This window comes from Plantactinospora soyae (assembly GCF_014874095.1).
In the GTDB taxonomy this organism is placed as follows: domain Bacteria; phylum Actinomycetota; class Actinomycetes; order Mycobacteriales; family Micromonosporaceae; genus Plantactinospora; species Plantactinospora soyae.
This window is the reverse complement of record NZ_JADBEB010000001.1, coordinates 2,819,478-2,832,666: the sequence shown is the minus strand read 5'-3', so window position 1 is coordinate 2,832,666 and position 13,189 is coordinate 2,819,478. Positions and strand designations below refer to the sequence as shown.

The following is a 13,189-nucleotide window of genomic DNA, read 5'->3' as shown; positions in this document are numbered from 1 at the left end:
TCGGCTCTGTGCAGAATTGACCGAACGTGGTGGAATGCTCCGGGCGTTGGTCAACTGAATTCCGCTCATCACACCAGTACCGATCCCATCGCACCAGTCAGGAAGGGCACAGGCGTGAAACTCCTCGTCACCGGGGGTGCCGGTTACATCGGCAGCGTGGTCACCCGGATGCTGCTCGACGCCGGGCACCAGGTGGTGGTCCTCGACGACCTTCGCACCGGATATCCCGAGGCGGTCGCCCCGGAGGCCACCTTCGTCCGATCGTCCATCCATGACGCCGCCGAGGTACTCACCCCGGACGCCGGTTTCGACGGCGTGCTGCACCTCGCCGCGCTGATCGCGGCCGGCGAGTCGATGGTCAAACCGGAGATCTACTGGGCGAACAACACGGTCGGCTCCCTCGCCCTGCTCGACGCGGCCCGGACCGCCGGGGTACCCCGGTTCGTCTTCTCCTCCACCGCGGCCGTGTACGGCAACCCGACCAGCCTGCCGATCGCGGAGACCGCCAACACGCTGCCGACCAACACGTACGGCGCCACCAAGCTCGCCGTCGACTTCGCGCTCGCCTCGATGGCCACCGCGCACGGACTCGCCGCCGTCTCGCTGCGCTACTTCAACGTCGCCGGGGCGTACCTGCGGGACGGGGTCGCGCTCGGCGAACGGCACGAGCCGGAGACCCACCTGATTCCGATCGCCCTCCAGGTCGCCGCCGGCCAGCGCGAGAAGCTGCAACTCTTCGGCGACGACTACCCGACCCTCGACGGCACCTGCGTGCGGGACTACATCCACGTCGAGGACCTGGCCCGGGCCCACCTGCTCGCGCTGGAGGCGGCCCGGCCCGGCGAACACCGGGTCTTCAACCTCGGCAACGGCAACGGCTTCACCAACCGCCAGGTGGTGGAGGCGGTTCGCGAGGTGACCGGCCATCCGGTGCCGACGGAGACGGCCCCCCGCCGCGAGGGTGATCCGGCCGAACTGGTCGCCTCCGCCGACCGGGCCCGCACCGAACTCGGCTGGACCCCGGCCAAGCCCGGCCTGCCCGAGATCGTCTCCGACGCCTGGACCTTCTACCAGGCACGGCTCCAGGACGGCCAGGCGTGACCGGCCAACCGGACGAACCGGTCACCGAACGGGCCACCGCGGGCTTCACGAGGGCGTACGGCAGCCAGCCCGCCGGGCTGTGGGCGGCACCCGGCCGGGTCAACCTGATCGGCGAGCACACCGACTACAACGACGGCTTCGTACTGCCGTTCGCGCTGCCCCGGCGTACCGTCGTCGCCGCCGCGCCCGACTCCGGTCGACGCTGGACGGTCTGGTCGGAACAGGCCGGCGAGCAGGTCTCGTTCGGCCGGGCCCAGGCCGCCGAACCTGGCCGGGTCGGCGGCTGGGCGGCGTACGTGGCCGGGGTCGTCTGGGCCCTCTACGAGGCCGGACTCGACGTACCGGTCGCCCGGCTGGCGATCGCCTCCGACGTACCGCTGGGGGCCGGACTCTCCTCGTCGGCGGCACTGGAGGCGGCGGTGCTCACCGCCCTGCTCGACCTGGGCAAGCTGGACGTGCCGGTGGCCGACCGCCCCGCGCTGGCGCAGCGGGCCGAGAACGGCTACGTCGGGATGCCGTGCGGGATCATGGACCAGTCGGCGTCCATCCGCTGCCGGCCCGACCACGCGCTGTTCCTGGACTGCCGCACCCTGGAGGTCGAGCAGGTCCCGTTCGACCTCGGCGCCGCCGGGCTCGCCCTCCTCGTCGTCGACAGCCACGCGCCGCACCGGCACGTCGGCGGCGAGTACGCCGCCCGCCGTACCGCCTGCGAATCGGCCGCCGCCGCCCTCGGGGTGCCGGCGCTGCGGGACGTCGGCACCGACCAGCTCGACACCGCGCTGGCCCGGCTCGACGACCCCGTGGTACGCCGCCGGGTCCGGCACGTGGTGACCGAGAACCAGCGGGTACGGGAAACCGTGGAACTGCTCCGCGCCGGCCGGCTGCCCGAGATCGGGCCGCTGCTGACCGCCTCCCACCAGTCGATGCGGGACGACTTCGAGATCACCGTGCCGGAGGTGGACACCGCGGTCGAGGCCGCGCTGGCCGCCGGGGCGTACGGAGCACGGATGACCGGCGGCGGCTTCGGCGGCTGCGTACTCGCCCTGGTCGACCGGGCCGCCGCCGAACCGGTGGCGTCAGCGGTGGCCAAGGCGTACGCCGAGCGGGGTTTCCGGGCTCCGACGAGCTTCACCGCCGTTCCCGGGCCGGGCGCCCGGCGCCTGTCCTGAGCACTCCGAGCCTCTACGGGACTCCGGAACCGGAATTCGAGGTCAGGAGGCGTCGTTTCGCTGCCATGCGGCGTGGTCCGCCTCGATCCGTTGCCACACAGCCCGCAGCCGCCCGTCCGGTACGTCGTCGAGCGGTAGCCGGAACACCTCCCGCAGCACGTCCCGCCAGTGCGCGTACCCGGACAGCTCCTGGACCGTCGCGGACCCGGCTACCGGCCGCTCGGTCAGCATCCGACCACGGATGATCCGGACGCCGGCCGGGGTCCGGTGCTGCACCGTCACCACCCGAACCATTCCGGAGGTCGGCGAGGTCGAGATCTCGATGTTCTTCTCCACCAGCGCGGCCGGCCCGGTCGCCGTGGTGGGGAAATCCATCCCGACGAACGCGCCACCGGGCTCGTGGTCGAACCGCCAGCCGTTCGGCACGGCGTCCGACGGTCGTAACCGGAACCGGTCGTCGGGGCCGAACGCGCCGGCCACCAGCGGCACCGGGTCGAGCGGGCCGTCGCCCAGGCCGGTGTCCAACCACCAGGCCCGGCCGTCGACGACCGTGGTCAGCGCGAGATGGTTGCCGTTGTCCCCCGCCGGGTCGTCGGCCTGGCCCTGCACGCCGGCCCGATGCCAGCTGACCCGGTAGCCAAGCGTGCTCAGCAACGCCGAGAAGGCCCCGTTGAGCTGGTAGCAGTAGCCACCCCGCCCGGCCACGAGGTAACCGGCCGCCTCGACCGGGTCCATCCCCCGCGTTTCACCCAGGGCGATCCAGACGGTCTCGTACGGCACCCGCTCGACATGCGCCGCGTGCAGGCGGTGCAGCTGCGCCACCGAGGGCGGGTCGGCCCGCTCGGCCGCCGAGTCGAGACCCAGCCGATCCAGGTACGCGGTGACGACCGCGTCGTCGAGCGCCGGTGGCCGCCACAGATCCGCTTGCGCTGCTGGCTTGATCACCCGGTCAGCCTAGGCAGTGGCTGTGACATCAACGCGCGTACTGCCGTCAGCCGGTCTCGACGATCATGCCGGCGCCGACCGTACGATTCGTCGTCTCGTCGATGATGATGAACCCGCCGGTCGTACGGTTCCGGCGGTACTCGTCGGCGAGCAACGGCACGGTGGTACGCAGGCGTACCCGGCCGATCTCGTTGAGGTTCAGCTCGGCGGCCGACTCGTCGCGGTGCAGCGAGTTGACGTCGAGCCGGTACCGGAGACTGCGGATGACCGCCCGCGCGGACCGGGTGGTGTGCTTGATGGCGTACTTGCCGCCGACCCGCAACGGCCGGGTCTCGTCCATCCAGCAGATCATCGCCTCGATGTCCTGGGCCACCGCCGGGGCGTTGCTCGGACGGCAGATCAGGTCACCCCGGGAGATGTCGATCTCGTCGGCCAGCCGGACGGTCACCGACATCGGCGGGAACGCCTGCTCGACCGGGCCGTCGGCGGTCTCGATCCCGGCGATCCGGCTGGTGAACCCGGAGGGCAGCACCATCACCTCGTCGCCCGGCTTGAGTACGCCGGAGGCGACCTGTCCGGCGTACCCCCGATAGTCGGTGACCGTGGTCGACTGGGGACGGATCACGTACTGCACCGGGAACCGTACGTCGACCAGGTTCCGGTCCGAGGCGATGTGTACGTGTTCGAGGTGGTGCAGCAGCGACGGGCCCTCGTACCAGGGGGTGTTCTCGGAGCGGCTGACGATGTTGTCGCCGCGCAGCGCCGAGATCGGCACCACGGTCAGGTCCGGCGCCTCCAGCTTGGCGGCGAACGCGGTGAACTCGTCGGCGATCCGCTCGAAGACCTCCTGGGACCAGTCGACCAGGTCCATCTTGTTGACGCAGAGCACCAGGTGCGGCACCCGGAGCAGGGAGCAGAGGAAGGCGTGCCGGCGGGACTGCTCGACCAGGCCCTTCCGGGCGTCGACGAGGATCAGCGCCAGGTCGGCGGTGGACGCTCCGGTGACCATGTTCCGGGTGTACTGGGTGTGCCCGGGGGTGTCGGCGATGATGAACTTCCGCCGGGGGGTGGCGAAGTACCGGTAGGCGACGTCGATGGTGATGCCCTGTTCCCGCTCGGCCCGCAGGCCGTCGGTGAGCAGCGCCAGGTTGGTGTACTCGTCGCCCCGGGCCTGGCTGACCGCCTCGACCGCTTCGAGCTGGTCGGTGAAGAGCGACTTGGTGTCGTAGAGCAGCCGGCCGATCAGGGTGGACTTGCCGTCGTCGACGCTGCCGGCGGTGGCGAACCGGAGCAGGTCCATGCCCCGGGTCTCGGTGGGGATCGCGGTGGCCGTCATCAGAAGTAGCCTTCCCGTTTGCGGTCTTCCATGGCCGCCTCGCTGACCCGGTCGTCGCCCCGGGTGGCGCCGCGTTCGGTGATCCGGGTCGCGGCGACCTCCTCGATCACCTTCTCCACCGTGTCCGCCTCGGAGCGGACCGCGGCGGTGCAGGAGGCGTCGCCGACGGTGCGGTACCGGACCTGGGCGGGGAAGGGTGTCTCGGTGCCGCGCGGGGAAATGAACTCGTTGACCGCGTACAGCATGCCGTCGCGCTCGATCACCTCGCGCTGGTGCGCGTAGTAGATCGACGGCAGCGACAGCTTCTCCCGGGCGATGTAGTGCCAGACGTCGAGCTCGGTCCAGTTGGAGAGCGGGAAGACCCGGATCGACTCTCCGGGATGGTGCCGGCCGTTGTACAGCGACCAGAGTTCGGGGCGCTGGTTCTTCGGATCCCACTGCCCGAAGTCGTCCCGGAAGCTGAACATCCGCTCCTTGGCCCGGGCCTTCTCCTCGTCCCGGCGGGCGCCGCCGAACAGCGCGTCGAACCGGTACTTCTCCACCGCGTCGAGCAGCACCGGGGTCTGGATCCGGTTGCGCATCCCGTCGGCCGACTCCTGGACCAGCCCGGATTCGAGTGCCTCCGGAACGCTGGCGACGACCAGGTGCAGGCCCATCTCGGTGACCCGCTGGTCGCGGTAGTCGAGCACCTCGGGAAAGTTGTGGCCGGTGTCGACGTGCATCACCGGAAACGGGATCCTGGCCGGTGCGAACGCCTTCTCGGCCAGCCGGAGCATGACGATCGAGTCCTTGCCGCCGGAGAAGAGCAGCACCGGCCGCTCCAACTCGGCCACCACCTCGCGGATGACGAACACGCTCTCGGCTTCGAGGGCGTCCAGATGCGACACCCGGTACGCCGCAGGCTGGCGCATTTCAGACCTTTCCGGCCGGTTAAGTCAAGTAGACCTTGGCTAGGGTACCCGGAGATGGTGCTGCAACGCTGCAAGCAACCGGGGCGCAAGATCCTTACGGCACACCACGAGATCGGGCAGCCGAGGATCGGCCTGGTTGTATCTCAGCGCGGATCCGTCGATTCGGGAAGCGAAAAGTCCGGTGGCCGTCGCCACAGCGACCGGCGCGGCCGAGTCCCACTCGTACTGGCCGCCGGCGTGCACGTACCCGTCGACCTCGCCGGTTATCACCGCGGCGATCTTCGCGCCGGCCGAACCCATCGGCACCAACTCGGCGCCGAGTTCGTCGGCCAGTTCGGCGAGGAAGACCGGCGGACGGCTGCGGCTCGCCGCGAGCCGGATCTTCCGGCCCGGCCCCACCGGGTCCGGCGCCCCGGCACCGCCGGTCGCCGCCGGCAACGTCATCGGCGGGTACGCCGGCGGCTGGTCCGTGCCGAGCACCCGGTGCTGCGCGGGCAGCCCGATCGCCCCACCGACCAGCCCGTGCGGGGCGCCCGACCGCCGGGCCCAGAGCGCGACGTGCACCGCCCAGTCCGTCCGGCCCTCCTCGGAGAACTCCCGGGTGCCGTCCAGCGGATCGATGATCCAGACCCGGTCGGCACGCAGCCGTGGCGCCACCTCCGGCTCGGCACCGGCGGCCCAGGCCAGCCGGGAGCCCTCGTCCTCCTCCGACAGCACCGCGTCGGCCGGCCGCCAGCGGGCCAGTTCGGAGCGGAGAAGCTCGTGCGACACCTTGTCCCCGGCCGCCTTCAGCGCACCCGGATCCGCGTGCCCCAGCTCCGCGCGCAGCTCCAGCAGGGCCTGGCCGGCGCGGCTGGCCAGCCAGCGGGCGAAGGCTCCGTCGATCACCGGTGGCGCGGCCATCAGCACACCTCCGAGGAGCCGGCGTCGCCGACCGTCGAATAGACCAGGATCATGGATTGCCTCCTCATTCGCGGCGAGAAGACTACCGGGCGAGGGCCATCCAACAGGCAAATCCACCGATCCGCCACACCGGCAGGCCGTCCGGCGTCAGCCGCCGTGGTACGCGTTCTGCGCCCACTCCAGGCCCCGGGTGACGACCGCCTCCACCACGTCGGCCGACCGGTCCACCAGGAACTCCAGCTCCTTGCGCTCCACCGCCGAGAAATCGGAGAGTACGTAGTCGGCCGGGTCCTGCCGCCCCGGTGGCCGCCCGATGCCGAACCGAACCCGCACGTAGTCCTTGCTGCCCAACGACTTGGACATCGACCGCAGCCCGTTGTGGCCGCCCTCGCCGCCACCGCACTTCATCCGGAGCTGCCCGTACGGAATGTCCAACTCGTCGTGTACGGCGATCACCTGACCGACCGGCACCTTGTAGAACTGCGCCAGCGCCGCCACCGGCCCACCCGACAGGTTCATGTACGTCAGCGGCTTGGCCAGCACCAGCTTCGGCCCACCGAAGCCGAGCCGCCCCTCGGCGACCTCGGCGTGGGCACGGCGATGCCGGCCGAACTTGGCACCGATCCGCTCGGCGACCAACTCGGCCACCATGAACCCGACGTTGTGCCGGTTCCTGGCGTACTCCTTGCCGGGGTTGCCGAGTCCGACCAGCAGCCACGGCTGAAGCTCTTCCGCCACGCCCTTCTCCCTGTACCGCTGGTGGTCCTGTTGCTGCCACTGGTGTCAGTCCTACGAAAACAGGCGCCCCCGATCGGTCCGGGGGCGCCTGTTCTACAGATTCGGTCAGGACTCGTTGGAAGCCTGGGCCGGTACGGCCTCGCCCTCCGCCTGCTCTGCCTCGGCGCCGGGGCCCTCGGCACCGGCTTCCTCTTCCTCGGCCTCGGTCGGCTCGCCCTCGCCCTCCGCGGCCATCTGCTCGGCCGAGGGTGCCTGGGTGACGAGCGCGAGAAGCTGCTCCGGGTCGGCGACCAGCTCGACGCCCTCCGGCAGCCGTACGTCCGCCGCGGTCACCTGCGAGCCGACCTCGAGGCCCTCGATCGAGACCTCGAGGCTCTCCGGCAGCCGGGTGGCGTCCGCGCTCACCGAGAGCGTGTTCTGCTCGTGCATGACCAGGGTGTCGCGGGCCGCCTCGCCGGTGAGGTGCACCGGCACGTCGACGGTGACCTTCTCGCCCCGTCGGACCAGCAGCAGGTCGATGTGCTCGAAGGTGTCCTTGATCGGATCACGCTGGATGGCCTTCGGCAGCGCGAGCGCCTGGGTGCCGTCACTGACCTCGATCACGAACAACTGGTTGGCGCCACCGTGCCGAATGGCGGCGGCGAACTCGCGCGCGGGCAGCGCGATGTGCTTGGGCTTCTCGCCGTGCCCATACAGCACGGCAGGCACCTTACCGGCCCGGCGGGTACGACGGGCACCACCCTTGCCGAACTCGGTGCGGGGCTCGGCGCTGATCTTTACCTCGGACACGGGAAGACTCCTGATACGGTCACTGCGTCGCTACGTCGGCTGGCGGTTGCGGTGCTAGGGCGAGGGGCTCGCTGGGGCGCTTGCGTCGTGAACACAGCCCGGAGCACCGCGTCGATGACGGTGCGTCCGTGCGGCGCTTGCTCAGCGGCCCGCAGGGCACCCTCGCCGTGGCAACCGCACCAGTCTACCCGAGCCCCGATCCGGAGTTTCGGCGGTCCCCGGCCAGCCGGCCGGGGACCCCACGAACCGGCTCACGCCCCCGCCCGCCGATCTTCCGGACGCGGGCGACGACGTCCGGAGGTCGTACCGGGGCGCCCCCCGGCACGGCTGCCTGTGGGACGCCCCGGTACGACGCTCGCGGGGTCTAGCTCAGCCCGCCGAACAGGGTGGTCACGGAACCGTCGTCGAACACCTCGCGGATCGCCCTGGCCAGCAGCGGCGCGATCGACAGCACGGTGAGCTTGTCGAGCTGCTTCTCCGGCGGCAGCGGCAGGGTGTTGGTCACCACCACCTCGCTGATCCGGCTGTTCTTCAGCCGCTCGGTGGCCGGGTCGGAGAGCAGGGCGTGGGTCGACGCGACCACGACGTCCGCGGCCTTCGACTCGTGCAGGATCTCGGCCGCCTTGCAGATGGTGCCACCCGTGTCGATCATGTCGTCGACGATCAGGCAGACCCGACCCTCGACGTCTCCGACGACCCGGTTCGCGACCACCTGGTTCGGCTTCAACGGGTCCCGGGTCTTGTGGATGAAGGCCAGCGGACAGCCGCCGAGCCGGTCCGTCCAGCGCTCCGCCACCCGGACCCGACCGGAATCCGGCGCCACCACCGTCATTGGCCGGCCGGCGTACTTGCGCTGGACGTACTCGGCCAGGATGTCCATCGCGAACAGGTGGTCCACCGGCCCGTCGAAGAAGCCCTGGATCTGCGCGGTGTGCAGGTCGACGGTGAGGATCCGGTTGGCGCCCGCCGTCTTGAGCAGGTCGGCCACCAGCCGGGCCGAGATCGGCTCCCGACCCCGGTGCTTCTTGTCCTGCCGGGAGTACGGATAGAACGGCAGGACGACGGTGATCCGCTTGGCCGAGCCGCGCTTGAGCGCGTCGACCATGATAAGGGTCTCCATGACCCACTTGTTCACACCGTGCGTGACGGACTGCACCACGAAGGCGTCCGAACCACGCACCGATTCATTGAAGCGGACGAAGATCTCTCCGTTGGCGAACTGGTACGAGTCGGACGGTGTCGGCGCCACCCCGAGCACCTCACCGATTTCCTTTGCCAGCTCCGGAAATCCGCTTCCGGAGAAGAGCATCAGGCTCTTGCGATTTTCGGCGACGATGCTGCCCATCGGCTCGTCTGCTCCCGTTTGTCGGTGGGTCACCCGGTGTTGGGCCAGAGACTATTCGGTTGCAGTATCCCCCGAGGCCGGGCCACGGCCACCCGCATCGGGCGCCCCGTGGATTGCCTCACCTTCGCTTGCGCCGGTAGCCGTCCGTCCGGCACGCTCCGCAGCCGCCGCCGACTTCGTACCGGGCCGGCGGCGTGCCACCCAGCCCTCGATGTTGCGCTGCTCCGCCCGGGTGACGCCGAGCGCTCCCGGCGGTACGTCCGCGGTGATGGCGCTGCCGGCCGCGACGTAGGCGCCCGCGCCCACCTCGACCGGTGCGACCAGGTTGGTGTCGCAGCCGATGAAGGCCGCCTCCCCGATCGTGGTGTGGTGCTTGTTCACGCCGTCGTAGTTGACGAAGATCGTCGCCGCCCCGATGTTGGCCTGGGCGCCGATGGTGGCGTCGCCCACGTAGCTGAGGTGGGGCACCTTCGCGCCCTCGCCGATCTCGGACTTCTTGACCTCGACAAAGGTGCCGATCTTCGCCCTGTCCCGCAGCACCGCCTCCGGCCGCAGGTACGCGTACGGCCCGACGCTCGCCCCCGCGCCGATGGCGGCGCCGACCGCGTGCGCCCGCAGTACGGTGGCGTCGGCCGCGACCGTCGTGTCGATCAGGGTGGTGTCCGGTCCGACCGTCGCGCCCGAGCCGACCGTGGTGGCCCCGCGCAACTGGGTGTTCTGGTCGACGATCGCGTCCCGGTCCAGGGTGACCGTGACGTCGATCCAGGTCGTCGCCGGGTCGAGCAGGGTGACGCCGGTCCGCATCCAGCCCTCGTTGATCCGGTCACGGAGCAACCGGCGCAGCGCGGCCAGTTCGACGCGGTCGTTGCAGCCGAGGGTCTCGGTCGCGTCCGGGGCGACGTGCACGGCAACCGTCTCGCCGGTCGCCACGAGCAGGCCGAAGACGTCGGTGAGGTACTCCTCACCCTGGTCGTTGTCGGTAGAGAGCTTGCTCAGCGCGTCCCGGAGCAGTGCCGCGTCAAAGGCGTAGATGCCGGCGTTGATCTCCCGGATCGCGCGCTGGGCGGGGTTCGCGTCCCGCTCCTCGACGATCTGCTCCAGCCCACCGTTGCCGCTGCGGACGATCCGGCCGAGGCCGGCCGGGTCGGCTACCTCGGCCGCCAGCACCGTGGCCGCGGCGCCCGCCGCCTCGTGCGCGGCCACCAGCGCGGTGACCGTCTCCGGCCGGAGCAGCGGCACGTCGCCGTTGAGTACCACCACGGTGCCGGTCGCGTCCGGCGCGCTGTCCAGCGCGATCCGGACCGCATGTCCGGTGCCGTGCTGCTCGGCCTGGAGCACCGGCTCGGCCGAGGCAGCGACCTCGGCGAGGTGGGCGGACACCCGGTCCGCGCCGTGGCCGACCACGACCAGGGTGCGCTCCGCCGCCAGCGGCGCGGCCGCCGCCAGGACATGGCCCAGCAGGGTACGGCCGAGGATCGGGTGCAGCACCTTGGGTATCGCCGACTTCATCCGCTTGCCCTCACCGGCGGCGAGGACGACGACGGTACGGAGGCGGGGCTGGGACACGAGGTAGCTCCCTCAGAACGGCCGGCAGTATGCGGCCTCATGCTAGTCGCACCACGAGGGGAGGTTCCCGCGTTCCCGGCCGGACGAACAGCCCGGAAAGGGGCTGACGTGGGAGCTCGGCCGCCAGGACTCGAACCTGAAACACAAGAACCAAAATCTTGGGTGTTGCCAATTACACCACGGCCGAAGGTGTGCGTGGTTAGCCTAGCGCCTCGCCCTCGGCCGGTCCCACCCCCTCGATCCGCCGGCGGTCTCCGTGGTTCGGCCGTTTCATCCGGTCCGGTCGGGGAACATCCCGCAGCGGCGCGTACCACCGGCCCCTGCCGGCGCCACGCGGTGCTGGATCTCCCGCGCGGCAGGCGGCTCAGCCGATCCGTGGACAGTGCGCCACGACGGCGTAGCAGACCGGCTCTGACCAGCGAATTCAACCGAATGTACGACAGGATCGGTCGATACCTGCCAGCGGACTTTCAGGTTCGCGTCCATGGCAGACTACGGCAGCGTAGGTTACGGTGACGTAGGCGTAAGTTACCGATCCTTCCCCTACGCTCCGTGTGAGGTGCCATGTCCTCCGTCCTGCTCGAACCACCGGCCTCCGGCGCGAAGAGTGGACCCAAGCCGCTCACCGTCGGCGTCCAGCCCAAGGGCATCCTGATCGCGCTCTGGGCCTTCGTGACCGTCCCCTTCCTCGCCCTGCTCATCGCCGTACCGGTGGCCTGGGGTGGCTGGCTGAGCTGGACAGACATCGCGATCGCCAGCGTCTGGTACGTGGTGGCCGGGGTCGGCATCACCGCCGGGTTCCACCGCTACTTCACGCACGGGTCGTTCAAGGCGAAGCGCTGGCTGCGGGTGACCCTGGCGGTCGCCGGCTCCCTGGCGATCCAGGGTGACATCACCCAGTGGGTCGCCGACCACCGTCGTCACCACGCCTTCTCCGACCTCGAGGGCGACCCACACTCGCCATGGCGGTTCGGCAACAGCGTGTGGGGACTGACCAAGGGCCTGTTCCACGCGCACGTCGGCTGGCTGTTCCACCGGGAGCTGTCCAACCGCGAGCGGTTCGCCCCGGACCTGTTGGCGGACAAGGACATCCGGCGGGTGACCGCGCTCTTCCCGGTCCTGGTAGTGGTCTCACTGCTCGGTCCGGCGGCGATCGGCGGCCTGGTCACCTGGTCCTGGCAGGGCGCGCTGACCGCGTTCTTCTGGGCCGGCCTGGTCCGGGTGTCGCTGCTGCACCACATCACCTGGTCGATCAACTCGGTCTGTCACGTCTACGGTGAGCGTCCGTTCGAGGTGCGCCAGGGTGACAAGGCGACGAACTTCTGGCCGCTGGCCATCCTGTCCTTCGGGGAGAGTTGGCACAATCTGCACCACGCCGACCCGACCTGTGCCCGGCACGGGGTGCTGCGGGGTCAGGTGGACATCACGGCCCGGACGATCTGGGTGTTCGAGAAGGTCGGTGCGGCCTACGACGTACGGTGGCCGAAGCCGGAGCGGATCAGCGCGAAACTACTCAAAACAACACCCTCGCAGTGATCCGCGACGCGACCGGGCATCCTGCCATGCGTATCTGGCTGGCAGGATGGCCAGGTGACCGAGCGAAGCGGGGGCACCACCGGGAACGGCACGAGTCGACATGGCGGCACGGCGGGACAGCGGGATAACGAGGTGACAGACGGCGCGAGTACCACCGGTCGGGGCGCCGGCCGCCGACAGGTCCCGGCCGCCACGCCGCCGATACCCAAGCCCGGATCCCGGGTACGGATGTCCGCCGCACAGCGACGCGAACAACTCATCGCCATCGGCCGGCAGGCCTTTGCCGAGCGCGGATTCGACGCGGCCTCGATCGAGGACGTCGCGGCCCGCGCCAAGGTCTCCAAGCCGGTCGTCTACGAGCACTTCGGTGGCAAGGAGGGCCTCTACGCGGTCGTCGTCGACCGGGAGGTACGGGCCCTGCTCGACCGGGTCGCCACCGCACTGACCGCCGGGCATCCCCGCGAGCTGTTGGAGCAGGCGGCACTGGCCCTGCTCGACTACATCGAAGAGGAGACCGACGGCTTCCGGGTACTGGTCCGGGAGTCACCGGTGCTCTCCGCGACCGGCAACTTCAGCAGCGTGATGAACGACGTGGCGCACCAGGTGGAGCACATCCTGGGGGCCGAGTTCAAGAGCCGGGGGTACGACCCGAAGCTCGCGGAACTCTATTCGCAGTCGCTGGTCGGCATGGTGGCGCTGAGCGGGCGCTGGTGGCTGGAGGTGCGCAAGCCGCGCAAGGAGACCGTGGCCGCGCACCTGGTCAACCTGGCCTGGAACGGCCTGTCCCACCTGGAGGCCAAGCCCACCCTGCTCACCCGCCGGGCCCGCTGAGGGCTCCGGCGGCGGGCCG

12 protein-coding genes and 1 tRNA gene are annotated in these 13,189 nt (G+C 70.4%); 4 read left to right on the top strand and 9 right to left on the bottom strand.

The annotated features are described in order from the left end of the window. Positions 1–114: 114 nt before the first annotated feature. Positions 115–1,101, top strand: coding sequence for a UDP-glucose 4-epimerase GalE (gene galE, locus H4W31_RS12740; RefSeq protein WP_192766856.1), 987 nt, complete (start codon positions 115–117; stop codon positions 1,099–1,101). Then, positions 1,098–2,270, top strand: coding sequence for a galactokinase (galK, locus tag H4W31_RS12735; RefSeq protein WP_192766855.1), 1,173 nt, complete (start codon positions 1,098–1,100; stop codon positions 2,268–2,270). The genes galE and galK overlap by 4 nt, the downstream gene beginning before the upstream one ends. A gap of 42 nt (positions 2,271–2,312) precedes the next feature. On the opposite strand, the gene H4W31_RS12730 is transcribed toward galK, so the two are convergent. The 9 genes from H4W31_RS12730 to H4W31_RS12690 form a co-directional block, all read right to left on the bottom strand. Beyond that, the gene (locus H4W31_RS12730; RefSeq protein ID WP_192766854.1) at positions 2,313–3,215 is read right to left on the bottom strand and encodes an arylamine N-acetyltransferase family protein; all 903 of its coding nucleotides are present in this window, start codon (positions 3,213–3,215) and stop codon (positions 2,313–2,315) included. A 46-nt stretch (positions 3,216–3,261) separates the two neighbouring features. Beyond that, the gene (cysN, locus tag H4W31_RS12725; RefSeq protein ID WP_192766853.1) at positions 3,262–4,551 is read right to left on the bottom strand and encodes a sulfate adenylyltransferase subunit CysN; all 1,290 of its coding nucleotides are present in this window, start codon (positions 4,549–4,551) and stop codon (positions 3,262–3,264) included. After that, complete coding sequence (gene cysD / locus H4W31_RS12720; protein ID WP_192766852.1) at positions 4,551–5,462, bottom strand: sulfate adenylyltransferase subunit CysD; 912 nt, start codon at positions 5,460–5,462, stop codon at positions 4,551–4,553. Before cysD ends, cysN begins: the two co-directional genes overlap by 1 nt. A 39-nt stretch (positions 5,463–5,501) precedes the next feature. Then, a complete protein-coding gene (locus H4W31_RS12715; RefSeq protein WP_192766851.1) occupies positions 5,502–6,365 on the bottom strand; it encodes an inositol monophosphatase family protein in 864 nt (287 codons plus the stop codon). A gap of 147 nt (positions 6,366–6,512) precedes the next feature. After that, positions 6,513–7,103, bottom strand: coding sequence for an aminoacyl-tRNA hydrolase (gene pth / locus H4W31_RS12710; RefSeq protein WP_192766850.1), 591 nt, complete (start codon positions 7,101–7,103; stop codon positions 6,513–6,515). Between the two features lie 105 nt (positions 7,104–7,208). Next, positions 7,209–7,892 carry a 50S ribosomal protein L25/general stress protein Ctc gene (locus tag H4W31_RS12705; RefSeq protein ID WP_192766849.1) on the bottom strand — a complete coding sequence of 228 codons (684 nt, stop codon included), beginning with the start codon at positions 7,890–7,892 and terminating at the stop codon, positions 7,209–7,211. A 364-nt stretch (positions 7,893–8,256) separates the two neighbouring features. Next, the gene (locus tag H4W31_RS12700; protein WP_192766848.1) at positions 8,257–9,237 is read right to left on the bottom strand and encodes a ribose-phosphate diphosphokinase; all 981 of its coding nucleotides are present in this window, start codon (positions 9,235–9,237) and stop codon (positions 8,257–8,259) included. A 51-nt stretch (positions 9,238–9,288) separates the two neighbouring features. Then, a complete protein-coding gene (glmU, locus tag H4W31_RS12695; RefSeq protein WP_192766847.1) occupies positions 9,289–10,803 on the bottom strand; it encodes a bifunctional UDP-N-acetylglucosamine diphosphorylase/glucosamine-1-phosphate N-acetyltransferase GlmU in 1,515 nt (504 codons plus the stop codon). Between the two features lie 115 nt (positions 10,804–10,918). Next, a tRNA-Gln gene (locus H4W31_RS12690) sits at positions 10,919–10,990 on the bottom strand. Positions 10,991–11,367: 377 nt separating this feature from the next. Between H4W31_RS12690 and H4W31_RS12685 the strand changes: the two genes are divergently transcribed. Both H4W31_RS12685 and H4W31_RS12680 read left to right on the top strand, forming a co-directional pair. Next, on the top strand, positions 11,368–12,339 hold the full coding sequence (locus H4W31_RS12685) for an acyl-CoA desaturase (protein WP_192766846.1): 972 nt from the start codon (positions 11,368–11,370) through the stop codon (positions 12,337–12,339). Between the two features lie 228 nt (positions 12,340–12,567). Then, positions 12,568–13,170 (top strand): TetR/AcrR family transcriptional regulator, encoded by a 603-nt coding sequence (locus H4W31_RS12680; RefSeq protein ID WP_225946503.1) that lies wholly within the window; start codon positions 12,568–12,570, stop codon positions 13,168–13,170. Positions 13,171–13,189: the final 19 nt, after the last annotated feature.

Excerpts from the sequence above, each read along its gene's own strand:
- cysN (WP_192766853.1), bottom strand. The coding sequence starts at position 4,551 with ATGACGGCCACCGCGATCCCCACCGAGACCCGGGGCATGGACCTGCTC.
- cysD (WP_192766852.1), bottom strand. The coding sequence starts at position 5,462 with ATGCGCCAGCCTGCGGCGTACCGGGTGTCGCATCTGGACGCCCTCGAA.
- H4W31_RS12715 (WP_192766851.1), bottom strand. The coding sequence starts at position 6,365 with ATGGCCGCGCCACCGGTGATCGACGGAGCCTTCGCCCGCTGGCTGGCC.
- H4W31_RS12700 (WP_192766848.1), bottom strand. The coding sequence starts at position 9,237 with ATGGGCAGCATCGTCGCCGAAAATCGCAAGAGCCTGATGCTCTTCTCC.
- H4W31_RS12685 (WP_192766846.1), top strand. The coding sequence starts at position 11,368 with ATGTCCTCCGTCCTGCTCGAACCACCGGCCTCCGGCGCGAAGAGTGGA.
- H4W31_RS12680 (WP_225946503.1), top strand. The coding sequence starts at position 12,568 with ATGTCCGCCGCACAGCGACGCGAACAACTCATCGCCATCGGCCGGCAG.